Source organism: Hallella multisaccharivorax DSM 17128, from assembly GCF_000218235.1.
In the GTDB taxonomy this organism is placed as follows: domain Bacteria; phylum Bacteroidota; class Bacteroidia; order Bacteroidales; family Bacteroidaceae; genus Prevotella; species Prevotella multisaccharivorax.
The window spans coordinates 3,173,242-3,193,846 of sequence record NZ_GL945017.1 but is presented as its reverse complement, the minus strand read 5'-3'; the positions used below and the strand labels follow the sequence as shown (position 1 = coordinate 3,193,846).

14 protein-coding genes and 1 pseudogene are annotated in these 20,605 nt (G+C 49.0%); 9 read left to right on the top strand and 6 right to left on the bottom strand.

Features of this window, described 5'->3' with window-relative positions; translation table 11 throughout:
- Positions 1-14 precede the first annotated feature (14 nt).
- Entirely contained in the window at positions 15-1,556 is a 1,542-nt protein-coding gene (locus PREMU_RS13450) for a DUF6377 domain-containing protein (RefSeq protein WP_007576129.1), read from the top strand.
- A gap of 131 nt (positions 1,557-1,687) precedes the next feature.
- On the opposite strand, the gene PREMU_RS13445 is transcribed toward PREMU_RS13450, so the two are convergent.
- The 4 genes from PREMU_RS13445 to PREMU_RS13430 all read right to left on the bottom strand — a co-directional run bounded on the left by PREMU_RS13445 (position 1,688) and on the right by PREMU_RS13430 (position 12,470).
- Complete coding sequence (locus PREMU_RS13445) at positions 1,688-3,280, bottom strand: RagB/SusD family nutrient uptake outer membrane protein (protein WP_156804030.1); 1,593 nt, start codon at positions 3,278-3,280, stop codon at positions 1,688-1,690.
- A gap of 43 nt (positions 3,281-3,323) precedes the next feature.
- Positions 3,324-6,485: a SusC/RagA family TonB-linked outer membrane protein gene (locus tag PREMU_RS13440; protein WP_007576125.1), complete on the bottom strand. Its 3,162-nt coding sequence runs from the start codon at positions 6,483-6,485 to the stop codon at positions 3,324-3,326.
- Positions 6,486-7,218: 733 nt separating this feature from the next.
- On the bottom strand, positions 7,219-9,240 hold the full coding sequence (locus PREMU_RS13435; RefSeq protein WP_007576124.1) for a RagB/SusD family nutrient uptake outer membrane protein: 2,022 nt from the start codon (positions 9,238-9,240) through the stop codon (positions 7,219-7,221).
- A gap of 29 nt (positions 9,241-9,269) precedes the next feature.
- Positions 9,270-12,470, bottom strand: a complete 3,201-nt coding sequence (locus PREMU_RS13430; RefSeq protein ID WP_007576123.1) for a SusC/RagA family TonB-linked outer membrane protein — start codon at positions 12,468-12,470, stop codon at positions 9,270-9,272.
- A gap of 347 nt (positions 12,471-12,817) precedes the next feature.
- Between PREMU_RS13430 and PREMU_RS13425 the strand changes: the two genes are divergently transcribed.
- The 5 genes from PREMU_RS13425 to PREMU_RS13405 all read left to right on the top strand — a co-directional run bounded on the left by PREMU_RS13425 (position 12,818) and on the right by PREMU_RS13405 (position 16,357).
- Positions 12,818-13,198 (top strand): sulfatase family protein, encoded by a 381-nt coding sequence (locus PREMU_RS13425; RefSeq protein WP_223918654.1) that lies wholly within the window; start codon positions 12,818-12,820, stop codon positions 13,196-13,198.
- A 117-nt stretch (positions 13,199-13,315) separates the two neighbouring features.
- Positions 13,316-14,263 (top strand): aspartate carbamoyltransferase, encoded by a 948-nt coding sequence (gene pyrB / locus PREMU_RS13420; protein ID WP_007576122.1) that lies wholly within the window; start codon positions 13,316-13,318, stop codon positions 14,261-14,263.
- Positions 14,264-14,266: 3 nt separating this feature from the next.
- On the top strand, positions 14,267-14,719 hold the full coding sequence (pyrI, locus tag PREMU_RS13415; RefSeq protein ID WP_007576121.1) for an aspartate carbamoyltransferase regulatory subunit: 453 nt from the start codon (positions 14,267-14,269) through the stop codon (positions 14,717-14,719).
- Positions 14,720-14,765: 46 nt separating this feature from the next.
- Entirely contained in the window at positions 14,766-16,046 is a 1,281-nt protein-coding gene (gene glyA, locus PREMU_RS13410) for a serine hydroxymethyltransferase (RefSeq protein ID WP_007576120.1), read from the top strand.
- Between the two features lie 26 nt (positions 16,047-16,072).
- Positions 16,073-16,357 carry an HU family DNA-binding protein gene (locus PREMU_RS13405; RefSeq protein ID WP_007576119.1) on the top strand — a complete coding sequence of 95 codons (285 nt, stop codon included), beginning with the start codon at positions 16,073-16,075 and terminating at the stop codon, positions 16,355-16,357.
- A 151-nt stretch (positions 16,358-16,508) separates the two neighbouring features.
- On the opposite strand, the pseudogene PREMU_RS15810 reads toward PREMU_RS13405, so the two are convergent.
- Positions 16,509-16,690, bottom strand: a pseudogene (locus PREMU_RS15810) (TrmH family RNA methyltransferase); the annotation flags it as partial.
- A gap of 350 nt (positions 16,691-17,040) precedes the next feature.
- Between PREMU_RS15810 and PREMU_RS16025 the strand changes: the two are divergent.
- The 3 genes from PREMU_RS16025 (at position 17,041) to PREMU_RS13390 (ending at position 19,625) form a co-directional block, all read left to right on the top strand.
- Entirely contained in the window at positions 17,041-17,304 is a 264-nt protein-coding gene (locus PREMU_RS16025; RefSeq protein ID WP_007576118.1) for a DUF6922 domain-containing protein, read from the top strand.
- Between the two features lie 72 nt (positions 17,305-17,376).
- Positions 17,377-18,291, top strand: a complete 915-nt coding sequence (locus tag PREMU_RS13395; protein WP_007576117.1) for a glycosyltransferase family protein — start codon at positions 17,377-17,379, stop codon at positions 18,289-18,291.
- Positions 18,292-18,311: 20 nt separating this feature from the next.
- The gene (locus PREMU_RS13390) at positions 18,312-19,625 is read left to right on the top strand and encodes an MFS transporter (RefSeq protein WP_007576115.1); all 1,314 of its coding nucleotides are present in this window, start codon (positions 18,312-18,314) and stop codon (positions 19,623-19,625) included.
- A 164-nt stretch (positions 19,626-19,789) separates the two neighbouring features.
- On the opposite strand, the gene ccsA is transcribed toward PREMU_RS13390, so the two are convergent.
- A complete protein-coding gene (gene ccsA / locus PREMU_RS13385; RefSeq protein ID WP_007576114.1) occupies positions 19,790-20,605 on the bottom strand; it encodes a cytochrome c biogenesis protein CcsA in 816 nt (271 codons plus the stop codon).

The window sequence follows — 20,605 nt, the reverse complement described above, 5'->3', positions numbered from 1 at the left end:
AAACCATATGAACGATGATAAAAACTACATTATCTCTTTTCTTGCTCGTTATGGCTCTATGCGCCTCAACTACCAGGCAGTCCAATTGCAAAGAGCTTGATCACCAGCTTGACCAAGCAATATCACAATCGAAGGTGTACGTCCAGTATCGGGAAAAGAGAATCTCTTCACTAAAGAAGGAACTAGAGAAAAGTCACAACATAGGAAAACAGTATCAGATAAATCGGAAGCTGTTTAATGAGTATCAGTCTTACATCAACGACTCTGCTATCGTTGCTATGGAGCACTGCATATCCCTGGCGCAGCGAATGCACCGCTCCGACGAGGAGAGTTTGTGCCGATCCATGCTTGCCGTGCAGTGCTCAAAAGTCGGTTTCTATGAGGAAGCACTCCAGGAGCTGAAACGGGTTGACTTGTCTCACCTTACGAAGGAGGGCCGTGAGAAATACCTACTTGCCGCCCAGGATGTGTACCTCGAGATGGCAGCCTACACAAAAGTGAAAAGCCTGCAAGCACCTTTTCAAGAACTTGGCAATGCTTATCGTGATAGTCTGCTTCATGAAGCAGACCCTCATTCCGATGACTATTATCAATACAAAATTATCTCGCTCACCATCAAAAACGACTACACAGAAGCCTTACGGGTGAGCGACGAGTGGCTTAAAAGGGTCTCTCCCAACGACCGCCGCTTCGCTGTCGCTGCTTATTTCAGATATACCGTGTACAAAGTTATTGACGATAAAGAGCAGATGGAATACTGGCTCTTGCGCTCAGCCATCTGCGACATCACGCATGCTGTCATGGACCAAGGTGCTCTATGGACACTTGTCGGAACATTCAGGAACGAGCTCTCCATAGAACGGCAACATCAATACATCAACTATTCATGGGACTGCTCCCGAAAGTTCTCTGCACGCCTGCGCAGTCAGCAGATATCGCCAATCATGGCTATTGTCAACGACAGCTACAGTCATGCCCTGTACCAGCGCAATGAACTTCTTACCGTGCTTGTCATAGCCATCATCATCACCGCCGTCATTTTGCTCTACCTCTTCTATTATGTCCGTCAATCAAACAGACGTATCAGAGGGAAGAATGAGCAGCTAAAGACAGCCTATGAACACCTGAAAGAGGCCAACAAGCTGAAAGAGACCTATATCTGGCATTTCTTCGCACTATGTGGTACCTACATAGAAAAGATGGAAGCCTTCCGACATCAGACCAATAAACTCCTTAGAGACCGCAAGTTCGATGACTTGCATCAGATGCTACGGTCAACGGATGAGAAAGTTGAGAACATCAAAGAGCTATATAAAGACTTCGACAGTACTTTCCTCAGCCTCTTTCCTACATTCATCGACGAGTTTAACCAAGGCCTTTCTCCGGGGCAACAGCAGAATCCTCCCCAAGGAGAACTGAACACTATTCTTCGGGTCTTCGCACTCGTCCGTCTCGGCATTGACGACGGCAGCAAAATTGCCCAGATGCTCAATCTCTCCATCAATACTGTCTACAACTACCGCGCAAGAATAAGGAAACTAAAGAATAAAGGCTGACGTTCGACAAACAATTGGCTGACACGTGACGGACAACTGGCCATCGTTCGACAAAATACGACTGATTATATAAAGAGAAAAGGTTGCATCCTCAATAGATGCAACCTTTAGACATAAGCAGTTATAGAGAATTAGTATGGATTCTGCTCCAACGGATATTCCGATCCAGTGCAAGCATCAATCTCATCTTGTGGAATAGGAAGATACTTTTTGTTTAGCGTCCAGTCGCCACGCTGCGGGATAGCCGTCACCGTGTAACCCGTCTTCTGTGCATTGAGACATTTCCCACCACCAGCCTTCAACACCTCTTCGGCCTTTCCGAAGCGGATCAGGTCATGATAGCGCTTGCCTTCACCGACAAACTCTAAGCGGCGCTCCTTCAGGAGGTTGTCGAGCGTAGCCGTGACATGCTCCACACCGGCACGGTCTCTCACCTCGTTGAGGTACTTATCCGCCTTAGCCTGGTCGCCAAGCCGCAGAGCCAGCTCGCTGGCATTGAGCAGTGTCTCCGCATACCTGTAGACACGCATGTTCTTATTCCATCCCAAGTCGGAAGCCTGTGAGTTGGCATTCTCACCCGGTCGGCCGAGATATTTTTTCAGGAAGAGACCTGTGTTCTGATAACGACCATTATAAGTCACCGTGATGCCTTTCTTTGCCTCGTCTGCAATGTATTTGTCCATACAAAGTATCCCGCCATCACGCCGTTGGTCATTAGGCTCATAAGTATCATAGACTTCCTTGGAAACATCGCAGAAGCCCCAGCCACCGGTGGCGAACTCCTGGGTGCCTCCGTGATAATTGAGACCATCAACACCGATGAGAGATGGCACTACCGTACCACCTGGTGCATTGGCTGAGCCCCAGTCACGTTTAGAGCCTTCGTTATAATAGTTTATCTCAAAGATTGACTCGTCGCACCATTCGTTCTTCGCCTCAAAGATAGAGCCGAAGTTGGACATCAAATGATACTTTCCGCTATTAATGATATCCTCCATATAATCGAGTGCTTTCTGATACCGGTTCTTATCATTCTGATACATTACGAAATCAGCATACATCATCTCAGCAAAAGCCCTTGTAGCATGACCGGCACGTGCATTCGTCTCACGCATAGGTAAGCTGTTATGGTCCAATACACCCTCGAGGTCTTTTACTACAACCTCATAGACTTCATCCGCCTTAAACTGTTTGGATATGTAAGGATACTTGAGGTTGTCGGCATAATAAGGCACATTGCCCCAGAACTTCCATAGGATAAGATAATAGAAAGAACGGATCGTGACGCCTTCATCGATGAATTGCTGTCGCGTGGCCTCATCAAGAGAGGTAGCATTCGTAGCATCCTCTATGAGATGGTTGGCACGGTTCACACCCGAATAGCTCGCTGACCATGCTCCCGAGAAGGTCATGGTAGGACTCTGCTTATACTGCGAGGCGAGGTGTATCTCTGCCTGGTCGGCAACACTGCCTCCTCCAGGATAAAGATCATCGCCCTGGACGTCAGTGACCAGGAAGAGCGGCGCCCAGCCCGCAAAGTAGTCATACCAGGTAGCCGGGGCGTAAGCTGCCGTTGCAGCCTCTTCTATATGGGCCGCTGTGTTATAATAGCCGTCTGTCGGGACGCTGGATGCAGGCTGCGACTCCAGAAAGCTGTCACCACAGGAGCTCAGGCTCAATGCGCCCAGAGCCATACAAGCAGAAAAGAATATTTTTGTTTTCATCTTCAATATCATACTATTAAAATGATACATTAAAACTCCCTTATTAAAATGCTACATTAAGACCTACTGTGATGGTACGCGCCTGTGGATAGTAACCTCGATCGATGCCATTTGATGTGTCAGCAGATATCTCCGGTTCAAAACCATCATAAGGAGTGATGGTCAAGAGATTCTCCGCTGCCACAAAGAGACGTAAGCGAGAGATAAAGAACCTGCGTGTCAGCTGCTCCGGCAACGTATAACCTAACTGGATGTTCTTCAGGCGCAGATAGGTACCGCTGTGGATCCATAAGTCGCTTGCTCTCCAGTTGTCGTTATCATTGGTGAAAGTAAAGCGAGGCATCCTGTTGGAGGTACCCTCTCCGTGCCAACGGCTCATGAACTCCTCAGGGAGATTGACGTAAGGACAGTCGAGGCGTCGCGTAGCCTCAAAGATCTGGTTACCTGTCACGCCCGTCCACAGCATGCTGAAGTCTATATCACACCAGTTGGCTGTGAAGTTAATGCCGTAAGTCCAGTCGGGTGTACCTTTACCAATCTTAGTACGGTCATCGGCATTGATCACGCCATTGTGGTCATAATCCACAAAACGCACATCGCCTGGCTTTGCATTAGGCTGTAGCATTTCTCCCTTATCGTTGACCCAGGCTTTAACCTCTGCCTCATTCTGGAAGATGCCAGCTGTCTTATAACCATAGAAGTAAGGATAGACCTCACCCTCGGAACCACGACTGACATTGCCTACCTGATGAACATTATCAAAGGTCTCATAGCCACTGGCATTACCATATTTGATAAGTTTATTCTTCACATAAGAGGCGTTTCCGCTCAGCGAGAAATTCCAGTCACCGGAATGGAACTTATATCCGAGTTCAAACTCCATGCCCGTGTTCTGCATGTCGCCCACATTGCCGTAAGGTTTGCTTTCACCCAAGTAGCTCGGCACACTCATCTGCTTAATCATGCCGTTAGTCTTTTTCTTGAACCAGTCGACAGTAAACGTGAGAGCACTGCCGAAGAAGCTCAGGTCAAGACCGGCATCATACTGCTCGCTCTCCTCCCATTTGAGATCAGCATTTGCCGTACCGGAGGGTTTACTGCCCGGTGTCACAACCTCTTTACCTCCTGAGCCGAAACCATAGTTGTTACCCATCGAGACATTGGTCGTATAAAGGAAGTCTCCGATATTCTCGTTACCGTTCTTACCCCAGGAGAGACGCAGTTTGGCATTAGCAAGCCAGTCAGGGCGATGTTCCATCCACTTCTCATTTGTGATATTCCAACCTAAAGAGGCAGAAGGGAACGTAGCCCATTTATGCGACGGTCCGAAGCGTGACGAGCCATCACGACGTACGGTCAACTGAAGTATGTAGCGCTCAGCATAGTTGTAGGAGAGACGGCCGAAATAGGAAGCCAACTTGTGGTGAGCATAATTGCTGCCTGTGACATTTCTGTCCACACTCCACTCATTGCCTGTGATGAAGTCGATATTACCAGCAGCATGCGACGGATCCTGTGCCACCAAGCCTCTGCCTTCTCCACTGAGGGAACGGCCACTTGAACAAAGAGCCGACTGTCCGAGGACGACATTGATAGTGTGTTCACCGAAGGTGCGGTCATAGGTCAGCGTATTTTCAAGCTGCCAGGTACGGCTTCTGTCCATTCCTGCATAGGCACTCGTGATGTCATTCTTCATATTTTTGTTGAGATAATACGTCTCATTCCATCCGTCACTGCCCCACCAGGCCAGGTCTACACCGAAAGTCGACTTGAACCAAAGATGGTCCCAGATGTTCATGTCGAAGAAGAAGTTGCCGACAAGCTTATCGGTGTTGTAACGTGTTCCGGGAAGGGACATGAATGCTAAAGGATTGTTGATCTCGTTGAGGGCATCAGACGGGATGTTATACAACCGTCCGCTTTTGTCACGTATGAGCCCGTATTTCTCGTTCTCATTCTTATATTGCTCGAGCAAAGCAGACTCATCAACAGGATAGACCGTCATCGTCGGAGGCAGGAACATAGCGCTGCTCAACGGTGAGCCACCTGTCAGATTCTGTGTGTTCAACGAATGAGAAAGGATACGGCTATACTGTGCATTGACGCCCAATTTGGCATCACTCAGCCAGTTACGCTGTTTCCCCTCATCCCAAAGGGTATAGGTGGTGTTTGACCTCAAGGTCGTACGTTCATAGTTGGAACGGTTGAAGTTGCCTCCCACGATACCTTCCTGATTGACATATCCCAAAGAGAGATAATAGTTGACTCTGTCGGAAGCACCACTGACACTTACCTGGTGCTGTACAATGGGTGCATTGTGATCGAATGTCTCATGAAGCCAGTCGGTTCCTTTACCCAAAGAAGCGACGTTGTCTGGTATCAAGCCAGCCGGCAATCTTGTCCCCACATAATCAGCTGCTTCCTGCATAAGCGTAGCATACTGCTGGGCATCAAGCATCTTGCGCTCGCGCCAAGGATTCTGCCAACCATAGGAAAAATCATAGGTCACACGCGCCTTGCCTTTTTGACCAGTCTTCGTAGTAACCAGCACTACGCCGTTGGCGGCTCGCGTACCATAGACGGCACCAGAGGCTGCATCCTTCAGAACCTCAATACTCTGAATATCACTGGGGTTGAGGTAGTCGATGCCACTGACCGGCATACCGTCAACGATATACAAAGGGTCGGAATTGTTATAGCTTCCTGTACCACGCACGCGAATCTTGCTACCGGCACCAGGCTGACCGGAAGCAATGGTCACTTGCACACCAGAGACAAGACCCTTCAGCGCATTGTCAACACGGACCGGTGCAGTTTCCTTCAGCTGGTCAGCCCCGATAGAAGCAATACTAGCTGTGACAACACTCTTCTTCTGAGTACCATAACCGATAACGACGACATCGTTCAGTGTCTTTGTGTCCTCATGAAGCGTGATACGCATCCCTGGTTTAGCCTTGACTTCCTGCGGCAGGAATCCAACATAGGAGATGACGAGCGTTGTACCGGGCTGAGCCGTGACGCTAAAGTTACCATCAAGGTCAGACACTACTCCCTGCACAGAACCTTTCTGGACAATGGATGCTCCAATAATCGGTTCTCCTTGGTCATCAACGACTATACCTTTCAGATTACCGTTTTGAGCCCACAAAAGCGTGGAACTGCCCAGCATGGCAAGAGACAAGCAAATGGTTTTGAGTTGTTTCATAAATGTTTATATTAATAATAGATATGCATTCGATGCAATCATAAATCTCGACGGCAAAGTTAAAAAACATTATTCTTCAAAAAACAGCATATCAATGAATATATAAAGAGATCAAACAGTAACTTACTGATAATCAGTCTTCATACATATACAAAATATAAACGCTATGTTGACGACTTGGAGTAAGACAATAGACCCGTGAGCATATATTCCTCATTCAAACACTGTTCATTCATACCCAGAATAAAGAAAATGATCCCCGACCTGCTTCAAAGCAAGTCGGCGATCTACGCTTTATGTTTACTGAGTCTTATGTATATGGGATTGTGAAATTGAGCGTAATGAGGACCGTGTAGATAATGGCCTGGAAATAAGATTCCTTATTGTGATGGATGTCATACGGGAATCCTGCAAGGCCTCCATAGCCGTATCGATGTCATCGTTGACAATAGCCGTACGGAAGCGAAGGGTGAAGTTTGTTGACTGCCGGCCATATTTAGGAGCCATAAATATGCTCGTATTGAGCCCTACGCGATTTTTGGGTAGCCAGCCCTTCCACAGAACTTTGCATATGCGCCTGAAAATGACTAAGAAATAGTCATTCGGAATTTGTCATGCCTAAAAAGACTGAGTTGTTATATGGGGTTATATTCGGGATTTTCGGTTTCAACACATTAAAGGAGGGCGGTATATACAAATACCGCCCTGATTTATAGAAACAGGAATAATCAAATTACTTCACGTCCGTAGGCCCTTTTCCAGCCACCATTGGCCATCCTGGATTCTGATAGACCACAGAGGTGCTAAGGTCAGTCTGGTCACCGCTTGCCGTCTGGCGGAATACCGCCTGCGGGATCGGCGAGAGGTAATGGGCGGGAGTGAAGTGGTAGCCGTCGAACACGTTGTTGTTTTTCCGGCTGATCTGGTAAGGACGGATATAGTCGCCGCTGATCTCCTTGCTCGACATGTTACCCTTACCACCGTCGACATCTACCTTGAGATAGCTTTCGCCCTTATCGTTTACCATGGTATTTTCATAAATGGAGCCCCAGAATCGAAGGCCTTCGATTTGATAGCCATTGACCTGATCGCAGGCCCGCCAGCGGCGCAGGTCATCCCAGCGCATACCCTCACCGATGAACTCATCACGGCGTTCGCGGCGGATGTTATAGAGCGTAGCATCAACAAGCTGTCCGTGAGAATAAGCGCCCCAGTCCCATTTGGCTTCCTCTGCCATATTAGTGGCAGCGATGGTCTTGTTGTAGTCCGGATCCACTTTGGCACGGGTACGCAGCGCACGCCAGTACTTGTCAGCAGTGGCATCGATCCTTCCCGTTGACTCATAGCAGGCCTCCATATAGTTGAGCAGCGCCTCCGTCCCACGGAACACGACGCTGCCTGTGTTGCCCTTGTGGTGGAGAGCCTCCATGTCAGGATCGTAGTACTTGCCCTTCTTGATAGCAAAGCCTGTCACTATCTTTGTGTCGGAAGATCCACGCACCATCCAGGTCGGATCGAAGAGAGACTCTTCACCGTCATAGGTGTAGAAGTCTACATCTCCGTCTTTCTTCGTGAACTGCTGGATGCGGGAGTCACGGTCCTGCAACATTGCCCTGATGCCTTCTTTCTCCCAGTCGGGGTTATATCCGGATCCTGTAGCATAGATGGGCAGGCCGTTGCGCATGAGGAAGGAGTTGACAAGACCACGTGTCCATCCTGATCCGCCACCGTTACGGATGAGCTGCATCTGAATGTTGTGGGAGACGTTCTGGTCGAGATTATAGCTGCGCCACATGAGCACCTCGCTATAGCCGTCCATGGTAGGATTGCAGAACATGCCATAGTACGGGTTCAGTTCCTTGAGATTCTTGTCAAAGCCTTCCTTTGTGTCCGTGTTCTGCACGAGATTTCCCATAAGCTTGTCACCCACGATTTTAGCCGATTTCATGCACTCGGTGAGGAAGTAGCTGATTTCTGAGTCGATGTTGAATCCCTGCACATCCTCAGCCTTCCCCGGCCATCCGGATCCTCCCGGCACGAAGGCAGTACCTTTATGGTGCTTGAGCCATGTTCCCTCGTAGAGTGCCACTCGGGAGCGGAGCAGATAAGCGACGTCTTTCGTCACACGGTTCTTACCGCCCGGCCCTACATCCGACAGATAGGTCAGTGCCGTGTCAAGAGTAGCGAGAATATAACGTGCCACCTTGTTGCTGGGCTCACGCTTTGATGCCTCGATAAGCATCTGTCTGTCATCGGGCATGGCTGTCGTGACAATAGGTGCATCACCGATGGTCTTAAGTACCGTGAAGTAGTCGTAGGCGCGAATGACATATGCCTCGCCGATATAGTGACGGATATTGGTCGTGTTGCCGGCTATCTGTCCGCTATTGTATTTTGGCATGACCTGGTCAAAGAAATAATTGATCTGGCGGATGCGTGTGAAGTTCCAAGCACTGCCCCAGTCACCGACATCCTGTCCTACCTGCCAGGTACCGGGTGCCCAGCGTGAGGAAGCGCTCATCGACGCCTGATTGTCAGTGTTATTGTCATCGCCGAAAGTACTAATGCCGTAGCTTCCCGGATCAATGCTTCTGAATGTATACTGATTGATGGTATAGGCTGCAAGGTCGGCCTCTGAAGCGAAATAGGTCTTCGGAGTGATGTCCGACTTTGGTTCCCTGTCAAGGAAATCGTTGCATGAAGCTACCATCAGAGCCACACAGCCAAGCACTATATATTTGAAACTGTTGTTCATAATATTCTTACTTAGATTAACAAGATTGACTAAAGCGTTACACTAAGACCGAAAGCGAAGTTCCTTGTCAAGGGATAGGCCTTCGAGAATCCCCATCCGCTGGCATCGATGATCTCCGGGTCACCGAGCTTGGTGAAGCTTGTGATGGTAAAGAGATTCTCAGCCGAGAAGAACACACGGAGGTTCTGCACATAAAAGCGGCGTGTGATATTTTGCGGAATGGTATAGCCGATGGTGAGGTTCTTCAGGCGGCAGTAGGCTGCGTTTTGAAGATACTTAGTCTGGGTCTGGTTGTTACGGCCGCCGTTCCAGTTGGCGCGCGGATAGTAGCTGTCGAGGTTCTGTCCCAATGGGTCATTCGGATCACTGCGGAAGAAGTCGAGATGCTGCTTGAACCCTGTAGCCTGCCATTTGCCGATGCCGCAGGCACCCCAGAACACGGCATCGCTTGCCCCCGGAGCATAGTCACGCTTAAGCGTACCTTGGAAAAACACCTTCAGGTCGAAACCTTTCCAGGCTGCCGTGAGGTTGAGACCGAAGTTGTAACGCGGTGTTGAGTTTCCGATGATGCGACGGTCACCCGACTTGTCTGCCGTGCCTTCGCCTCCATTCACTTTTCCGTCTCCGTCAAGGTCAGCGTACATGATATCACCGGCAGCCCAGTTGCTGCCTATAGCGCTCTGGTCAGCTTTCTTCAAGTGTTCTGCCATTTCTTCATCGGTCTTGGCAATGCCCACAGTGGTGTAACCCCAAATATCGCCGAGGTAAGCACCCTTATAGTACATGCTGAGCGTCTTGGAGGGATTAGGATACTTGTCGATCTTGACGCGACCATCCGTCATGGTCAGTATCACGCCATAGTTGAAGTCCTTGATGCGGTCGCGCCAGCTTATCTGCAGGTCGAAGCCGCGGGAGGTCATATCGAGATTGTTTACCTTCGGCGCATCCGTACCGAGGATGGCAGGAAGCTCAGGAGCAGGGCCTACCATGTCGTAAGTCTTGCGTGAGAAGAGCTCGAAGCTGCCGGTCAGGCGGTTGTTGAAAGCGCCCCAGTCGACACCATAGTTGATGGTGCGGTTCTTTTCCCAAGTCAGCGTCGAGGAGACAAGCGCCGGCATACTGGAGATATTCTGTTTCTTGCCGCCTACGAGCCATGTTCCGGCCTGGTTGCTGTAACCTACCGTAGAATAGAACGGATACCAACTGTCCGTGTTCTGGTTGCCGAGCTTACCCCAAGAGAAGCGGAACTTGAGGAGGTTGATATATTGCTCAATAGGTTTCCAGAAGTTCTCCCGGGCGATGTTCCAGCCCAGCGAGAAGGACGGTGACCATACCCAGCGGTTGTCCTTGAGGAAGCGGGACGTACCGTCATAGCGCAAGTTGCCCTCAACGAGGTACCTGCCCTGATAGTCATAGTTCAGGCGCCCGAAGACGCCCATCGTAGCCCACTCGTCATACTTCCCGTCAACGGACGGGTTTGTAGCTGTGGTATGTAGTGTGGGGAGATTGGCGATGATGCCGGATTGCTGTCCTTGGATCCAGCGTTGGTGCAGCTCCTCGCTTTGGTAACCGGCCATCACCTTGAAGTGATGGTCGTTGGCGAGTGTGAAGCTGTAGTCCGCATAAATATTCGGATTGAAATAGTTGGTTTTGCGGGCATATTCTTTTACTGCATTGTTTGGATTGTTGAACACGTAAGGCACATTGTTCACGTCATAGCCATAAGTGGTCTGCCAGTCTACATGCTGATTGTAGTTGGTGATGCTGTAGTTAAACTCGGCATTGATGACAAGTCCATTGAGCGGTGTGAGCTGCAGGGAGAGCTGATGGGAGTTCACATCCGTCTGCTCACGTGTGTCACCGCCATTGACGAGGTCGCCCGGGTTGGAGCCTGTCACGACGAAATGGCCGTTGGGATCATAGACAGGGATGATAGGCCAGTAACGGCACATATTATGATAATAGAGGTCATCGAGCATCGTGGGCTGGTTGTAGTCGGTGCGCGCGAAACGCATGTTGTATGTCAGTTTAGCCCAATTAGTAATCTGTGCATCCACCTTTGAGGTGATGGTATAACGGTTGCGTTTGTCTGTGCCGTACTTCAGCAGACCCCTGCGGTTGAGGAAGTTGCCGGAGAAGTAGTAATGCACCCTGTCGGTACCGCCATTGACGCTGACGTTGTGCTCCTGCGAGAAGCCGTTGCCAAAGCAGGTGCGCAGCCAGTCATGGTTGGCGATGGGAAGTAGGTCGTTGGCATCCCATATTTCCCAACGGCCTTGGGCGTTGGCAAACATGGTCCGCATCGTGGGGTCACTCTGTGCTTTCTTAATGTCCGCAAGCTTGTTGTCCGAGAACCAGGTGCCTGAGCCGGCATTGATGCTGGCAGCGTTCATATATAGTGCCCAGTTGTAGGAGTCGAGCTGGTGAGGCATGTTCTCCGGCGAGTTGAAGCGGAAGTTATTGTTGTAGTTCACCGTGGTCTTTCCTGCTTTGCCGCTCTTCGTGGTAACGAGGATCACACCGCCTGCGGCACGCGAACCGTAGATGGACGAGGAGGCCGCATCCTTCAGCACGGAAATGTTGTCGATATCCTGTGGGTTGATGGCGTTGAGGTCACCCTCCATACCGTCGATGAGCACAAGCGGCGCCACGGACGAGCCCGCACCAATGGTCCCCGTACCGCGGATGTTGTACCTCGTGTTCGAGTTGAGTGCTCCGCCTCCACTGCCGATGGAGAAGTTCATGCCAGGGATCATGCCCTGCATGGCATCGATAGCTGAGTTGACAGGTCGGGAGACGAGATTCTTGGCATCGATGGTGGCTACGGCTCCGGTGAGGTTGGCTTTCTTCTGGGTGCCGAAACCAACGACGACAACCTCATTAAGCGATCGCTCGTTGTCCGTCAGGATGACGTTGAGTGCCGAACCGTCCCACACGACATCCCTGTCGTTGTAACCCACGTAACTGATGTGAAGGGCAGATCCCCGCTTGACACCTGTGAGGGAGAAGCGTCCGTCAAGGTCGGTGACGGCTCCGTTGCGTGTACCTTTCACGAAGACGGAGGCACCGATGACAGGCTCGCCATTGCCGTCTTTCACCACACCTGTACACTGTCCATCCTGCTGCGTGATGGCGGTCGCATCCACAGAAGAAGCTGCGGAAACGCTACCCCCCCCCGCTATGGTTGCAAGGATGGCCAGTAATCCCAATTGATAATGACTTTTCATCATAGGTCTTTTTTGTTGATACTGTTATATTATAATAATCCGGTAATACATGGAAACCGCTCTCTCCTGTATTTACCTTGCTCTTCAGTTTGTCAGCTTGCAAAATTACAAAACATTATAGAATAATACAAATGTTTTGTGAATTATCTTAGTCAGTCCGGCTATTTTTTATGATGCAGGGGTACTTTCTTTCATTTTTATTATTTATTTATAGAAAGTTTGATTAATTTTGCGACAGCTATTTCTTTAATACCTAATATAAAAATAATCCTACGCATAAAAGATTTATTGTGCATCCATAGCATTAATCTGTTCAAAGGCAGCGGGGGCTCCTAATGACAATCGCCCTAATGTCATATAACGGACCTGTTGTCAACGACGGCTATGAGGACCAGGCCGCAGAGATGCTAAACGGGCATAGGCCGGTAGGACCCCTGAGAGGCAATAAATACAGTGCTTTCGAAGGAGGGACCCATGTGGTGGAGGAGGCTGTCGATCATACACTTTCCCTGAGGACGCATGAGTGGAAGTATATTCAACCAAGTGATACACCCGTTCCTTTGATGAAAGCGGAGAATATAGAGACGGGGTACTTGCCGACTCCGCAACTCTACAAAATAGGCAATGACATCCATGAGGATGAGAATGTAGCGACATCTTATCCTGACACGCTTTTTAAGTTGCAGTCGCTCCTCAGACAAATCGTAAAAGCTTCCGAGCTTCCTTATTGAAACAATTTTGAAAAAAAATAAGATGGCAAGACACGGGTCTTTACGTTTTTCTTTGTATCTTTGCTGCAACATTCATAACAACGCAGATATACATTCCACAATATACAACCCACTGTAATGGAAAAACGCAATTTCGTCACGATTGCTGATCTTGACAAAGAGCAATTGCTCTATCTCTTGAAAATGGCGGGAGAGTTTGAGCGTCATCCCAACCGCGAGCTACTCAAGGGCAAGGTCGTCGCCACGCTCTTCTTTGAGCCATCCACCCGTACTCAACTGTCGTTCCAGACAGCTGCCAACCGCCTCGGTGCCCGCGTCATAGGATTCTCTGATGCCAAGACCTCGAGCACAACAAAAGGCGAGACACTGAAGGACACCATCCTCATGGTGAGCAACTATGCCGATGTCATTGTCATGCGCCACTTCATTGAGGGCGCCGCCCAGTATGCCTCCGAGGTAGCCCCCGTGCCCATCGTCAATGCCGGCGACGGCGCCCACATGCACCCCTCGCAGTGCTTGCTCGACCTCTACAGCATCTACAAGACGCAAGGCACGCTGGAGAATCTCAACATCTATCTCGTCGGCGACCTCAAGTACGGCCGTACCGTCCACTCCCTCATCATGGCCATGCGCCACTTCAATCCAACCTTCCATTTCATTGCACCAAAGGAGCTGGCCATGCCGGAAGAGTACAAAGAGTATTGTCTGGCTCATGGTATCCGCTATGTGGAGCATTCGGAGTTCACGCAGGAAGAGATTGCCGATGCCGATATTCTTTATATGACCCGTGTACAGAAAGAGCGTTTCTCTGATCTTATGGAGTATGAGCGTGTGAAGAATATCTACATCCTCCACAATGCCATGCTCGGACAGGTGAAGCCTAATATGAAGATCATGCATCCTTTGCCGCGCGTCAATGAGATAGCGTATGATGTGGACGACAACCCGCATGCCTATTACATCCAGCAGGCTAAAAACGGTCTCTTCGCCCGTGAGGCTATCTACTGCTATTGCCTCGGCATCACCCTCGACGACATCAAGAAAGACAAAACTATTATCGGATAAGAAATGGCAAAGAAAGAACTTCAGGTAGCCGCTATTGAGAACGGCACCGTTATCGACCATATACCTGCCGACAAGACCTATCAGGTCGTCAGGCTCCTCCGCTTGGAAGAGATCAGCACGCCCGTCACCATCGGCTACAACCTGCCGTCAAGCAAGCTTGGGCGGAAGGGCATCATAAAAATCGCAGATAAATATTTCACTGATGAGGAGATCAACCGGCTCTCTGTCGTGGCTCCTAACATCGTGCTTAACACTATCCACAACTATGGGGTTGTGGAGAAAAAGCGAGTGGAGACTCCGGAAGAGCTTCGCGGTATCATCAAGTGTAACAATCCGAAATGCATCACCAACAATGAGCCGATGAAGACCTATTTCACGATAGACAAGGTCAAAGGCCTTGTCAGATGTCACTATTGCGACAAAGAGCAGCGGCTTGACAGTGTGACATTGGTGTAACTAACCAATATATTTCCAACATTTTTAACCTCTAAATCTTAGGAAAATGCAGAAAGACAATCAGGTTTTCGACCTCATTGAGCAGGAACATCAACGTCAGCTCAGGGGAATGGAACTCATCGCCAGCGAAAACTTCGTCTCCGACGAAGTCATGGCCGCTATGGGCAGTTATCTGACTAACAAATATGCCGAGGGTCTTCCAGGCAAACGCTATTACGGTGGCTGCCAGGTTGTAGACCAAGTAGAGCAGCTTGCTATCGACCGTGTGAAAAAACTCTTCGGCGCTGAGTTTGCCAACGTACAGCCTCACTCGGGTGCGCAGGCCAACCAAGCGGTGCTCTTAGCCGTACTCAAGCCCGGCGACACATTCATGGGGCTCGATCTCGACCAAGGCGGACACCTCTCACACGGTTCGAGTGTCAATACCTCCGGTATACTCTATCATCATATCGGATACACGCTGAACCGCGAGACGGGACGTGTCGACTATGACGAGATGGAGCGCCTGGCCCTGGAGAACAAGCCGAAACTTATTATCGGCGGCGGCTCGGCCTACAGCCGTGAATGGGACTATGAGCGCATGCGCAAGATCGCTGACAAGGTCGGAGCCCTGCTCATGATCGACATGGCGCACCCCGCCGGACTTATCGCCGCAGGGCTGCTTAATAATCCCGTGAAATATGCACATATCGTTACTACGACGACCCACAAGACGCTGCGCGGCCCACGTGGCGGTGTTATCCTCATGGGCCAAGACTTCGACAACCCCTGGGGGGTAAGAACAAAGAAGGGCGAACTGAAGAAGATGAGCCAACTCATCAACTCCGCTGTCTTCCCCGGCAACCAGGGCGGTCCGCTCGAGCACGTTATCGCCGCCAAGGCCGTAGGATTCAACGAGAACCTCCAGCCGTCATGGATCGACTATGCCAAGCAGGTGAAGACCAACGCTGCCGTACTCGCTCAAGATCTCATCGATAAAGGCTTTGCCATCGTCTCCGGCGGTACCGACAACCACTCCATGCTTCTCGACTTAAGGCCCAAGTATCCTGAGCTCACGGGTAAGGTGGCAGAGAACGCCCTGGTGGCTGCCGACATCACGGTCAACAAGAACAAGGTGCCTTACGATGAGCGCTCCGCCTTCCAAACCTCCGGCATCCGTCTCGGCACAGCTGCCATGACGACGCGTGGAGCCAAGGAAGACATGATGCATCTCGTGGCGGATCTCATCGATGAAGTGTTGGCTGACCCTGAGAACGAACAAGTCATACGTCGTGTCAGGGAAAAAGTAAATGCCACGATGGACAATTACCCTCTCTTCGCTTATTAATCAATAAAATAAATAGGTATTAGAAAATGAACAGAACAGAACTTATTGCAAAAGTGTCCGAGCGTGCGGAGATCTCAAAGAATGATGCTGCTAAATGCCTCAATGCTGTTTTGGGAGCTATAGCCGACAATCTGACTAAGGGTGACAAGGAGCTTGCCTTGCCCGATTTCGGACGTTTCTCTGTAAAACAAGTACCTGAGCGCAAGGGTATCAATCCGCGTACAAAAGAGGAGATTACTATTGAGGCGCACGAAAAAATAGTTTTTAAGGCCTCTGATAATATGGACCTCTACAGTCGCAAGCACTGTTAAGTGATACTGTTGTCGCCATTAGGTGGCTTCAAAAAGTCCGTTTAGGCTCTATCTTTACTCTTTTTTTCAATCGGTGAATCTAATGGGGAAAGGGTGTTGAGAATGCCTAAACGGATTTTTTCGCACTTCTCTGAGGAGTCTTTTCTTTCTTTCAGTTATTTCGGTTATCTAACACCCAGCATGCGATGACTGAGGCAGCTGCGACATTGAGCGAGTCGACGCCACACCTTCAGTGCCCATTACCACAGCGAGGTGTGGCTCGTCCAGAAGACGTTTGTTGTCAAAGGCTATACTATCATGCCGGAGCGTCATGGCCACGGTCTTGAGACCGATCAGCAAAGTAAATAGATAAAGATGTAAAACTCTACACTGAAAAATCGCAATTGCTAAATTAACGTTTTAAGGTTCTTATCTATTCTCTTTTTGCCATCTCTAAGATAGCATTTTATAGTACCGTATGTTAATGCTTTTGAGCTATCCTTATCGGTCTTAACCCGTGCAGGATGCAAGGACAGCTTATCCATGGACTCTTTGCAAAACGAATGAGGAGCATTTCGCTCCAACAATGATCACTGATGATAAAGGAACCTATCTCTATGACTCAGAGTAAAATAGGTTGCTGAATATTTGCCCATCTCTAAGGTTTTTATTAACTTTGCAATAAGATATTAATAAAAGATATCATGCGGTTTGACGACTTTGAATCACAGCCAAGACAGACAGTGTCTCCCACAATACTGTGGGAGTATGATCTTAACTCTCCGGAACGGGACTGGAACAAGATGGCTACGACTGTTGTACAACGGGTCATCCGATATGGACTGACAAGTGACTACTATGCTATTCTTCAAATGTATGGAGGATATAAGGGATGCGGTGAGATACTTAAACACATAACTTCCCTTCCCCAAAAGACCTTATTACAAAATAACGGTAATAAATTATGATGGTATCGCATAAAAAGATTACCTTTGCATATTAATAGAATGGATAAAACCAATTTTTAAATAAACGCATTCATGAAACCTACATTATTATTGTTAGCTGCCGGTATGGGCAGCCGTTATGGTGGCTTGAAACAACTCGACGGATTGGGCCCTAATGGCGAGACCATCATGGATTACAGTATCTATGATGCGATTCAGGCGGGGTTTGGGAAGATAGTCTGGGTCATCCGTAAAGACTTTGAGGAGGACTTCCGTACGAAGATCCTTTCTAAATACGAGGGGCATATTCCCTGTGAGATCGTATTTCAGAGTCTTGACAAAATTCCGGAAGGTTACAGCGTGCCTGATGGCCGCACCAAGCCTTGGGGCACTAATCACGCTGTGATGATGGCTAAAGATGTTATCAAGGAGCCGTTTTGCGTGATCAACTGCGACGATTTCTATAATCGTGACTGCTTTAAGGTCATCGGCAAGTTTCTTTCTGAGCTTCCTGAAGGCAGCAATGGCAAATATGCCATGGTGGGTTTCCGCGTCGCTAATACATTGTCGGATAACGGTACCGTGAGCCGCGGTGTTTGCACGAAAGATGCTGACGACCTGCTTACATCGTGCGTGGAGCGTACGGAGATAGAGCGCAAGACCGACGGTAAGGTAGCTTTCAAGGACGAGAAAGGCGAGTGGGTCAGCATCCCTGACAATACGCCGGTCTCAATGAACGTGTGGGGATTCACTCCTGAGTATTTCGATTACTCGGATAAGCTCTTCAAGGAATTCCTTGACCAACCTGCCACAAAAGCCAATCCCAAAGCTGAATATCTTATTCCTTGGGTTGTGGACAAGCTCATCAGGAGCGGTAAGGCTACCTGTAAGGTGCTCGATACCACTTCGAAGTGGTTCGGTGTGACCTATTCTGCTGACCGTCCGGGAGTGGTAGAGAAAATACAAAAACTCGTTGATGAGAACGTCTATCCAAGCAAATTGTTCTAAACTCTAAAGACTTAACAATAATGGCAAAAACAAATAACAATGGTCGTGCCATCGCCATCGTGGCTTGCATCTTCCTCTATGGAATGATTTCTTTTGTGACCAACCTTGCAGCACCTATCGGTGTGATATGGAAAAGCCAACCCGCTATCGGCGGAAGCAATATGCTTGGCATGATGGGCAACTTCATGAACTTCTTTGCTTATCTGTTCATGGGTATTCCCGCAGGTAACCTGCTTACGAGGATTGGCTACAAGAAAACGGCACTCGTGGGTATCGCCTTAGGCTTCTTTGGCGTGCTTGTACAGTTCCTGTCGGGTAGTTCTACCGGTGTAACGGGCTTCATCATTTATCTTATCGGTGCTTTCGTATCAGGCCTTTCCGTTTGCTTGCTCAATACAGTTGTCAACCCAATGATGAATCAGCTCGGCGGAGGTGGCAATCGTGGTAATCAGCTCAACTTGATTGGTGGTACATTCAATTCGCTCATGGGAACTATGACCCCGATGCTTGTTGGTGCACTCATTGGTACTGTGACTAAGAACACTGCCATGAGTGATGTCAACTTGGTTCTTTACATGGCTATGGGTGTATTCCTTGTGACATTCTTCGTTTTGCTCTTTGTTCCTATCTCAAACCCGAAGACCATGGAGAGTAACGTTACTTTCGAGCATACTCCCTTTGCCTTCCGTCATTTCACTTTTGGTGTAATCGCCATCTTCGTATATGTGGGTGTTGAGACCGGTATTCCTGGTACGCTTAACTTCTATATTTCTGATACGACAGCTAATGGTGCAGGAGTCATGGGGCTTAATCCTATGGTGCAGGCTGCTGCTATCGGTGGCTTTGCCGCTGGCACTTATTGGTTGCTGATGCTCGTGGGACGTCTCGTTTCCAGCTTTATTGCTTCTAAGGTGTCGAGCCGCACTATGATGATTGTCACCAATGGAACTGCCATCATTCTCATTCTCTTGGCTATGTTCTTGCCCAAGACCGTTACCGGCTCACTGCCTGTGTTTACAGGTTCTGGTTTCCAGGTGGTAAAACTTCCACTGAGTGCTATCCTCATTGTTTTCTGTGGTCTTTGCACATCGATTATGTGGTCGAGCATCTTCAACCTTGCTACTGAGGGACTTGGCAAATACACCGAGAAAGCCAGTGGCATCTTTATGATGATGGTGGTTGGCGGTGGTGTGCTGCCTCTTATTCAAAATGCGGTGGCCGACGTTACGCTGAACTATATGCTCTCCTATATTGTGCCTTTGCTGGCCGTGGCTTATATGTTCTGCTATGCGGCTTTTCTTTCAAAGAACGTCAATAAGGATATTCCAGTTTAATCCACTGTTATGACTTGGCACCCTTTGACACGCTGTTGTCATTGTGGTGACATTGATGAGGGCGGCCTTTAGGACCGCTCTCTTTCTATCTTCCCTGAAAGCCAATTTGCGTTAAAATCATTTTGTGACAATAGCTATTCAGATAATTTATCGTAATATTGCACCTATTTAGGATTATACTGCATGCTATAGGTATGGATACTTGTGCCTTGTGCTGACGGTAGGTAATTGACTCCCCACCAGCACATCTGCAGCAGGCAGAAGATGATGATTACCATCAAGAGGGCAGTGCGGGAATTACTGTTTTTCGGCAGTCTGTAATGGATATAGGCAAGGTAAGAGAACCATGTGATGGCTGCCCACGTCTCTTTGGGATCCCAACTCCAGTAGTGTCCCCATGCCTCTTTAGCCCATAATGCTCCCATGAGCATGCCCAACGTGAGGAAGGCATAGCTGATGCGCACCATGTCATCGACCATTAGTAGCTCTTTCCCGGCTTCTGATGCCTTCTCAATATGGTTTCTCTGCCTGAAGAGCAAGTAGAGTGCGACGAGAAATGCCGCACCCATCATAGCATAAGCAAGCATGTAGACGATGATATGTGGGGTGAACCAAGGACTCTGCAAAGCCGGCATGAGGTTCTTACTGTGTGTCTCCGGCCTCAAGATATTGATGATGACAAACACTGTAGCCAGTACGGCGGTGAAAGATAACATCCATTTATACTTCCATTTTGCATAGATACCGACTCCCGCAAAAGGCAGAAGAAGACTGTACCATAGTCTTGTCTCACCCATTGTCCGCATTGGAGGGCGGTCGAGAATACCCCACAGATAGCCGATGTAGCAGCCTAAACAACTGACACCGCCCATGGTGAGGGCGATGGCAAGGATGCCTTTTTCTTTCCACGCAGCAATGGCACCGGCAAACCACATAAGTGCGGAGAGAATGCCTATAAGAGTAAAATAATCCCAGTTCAT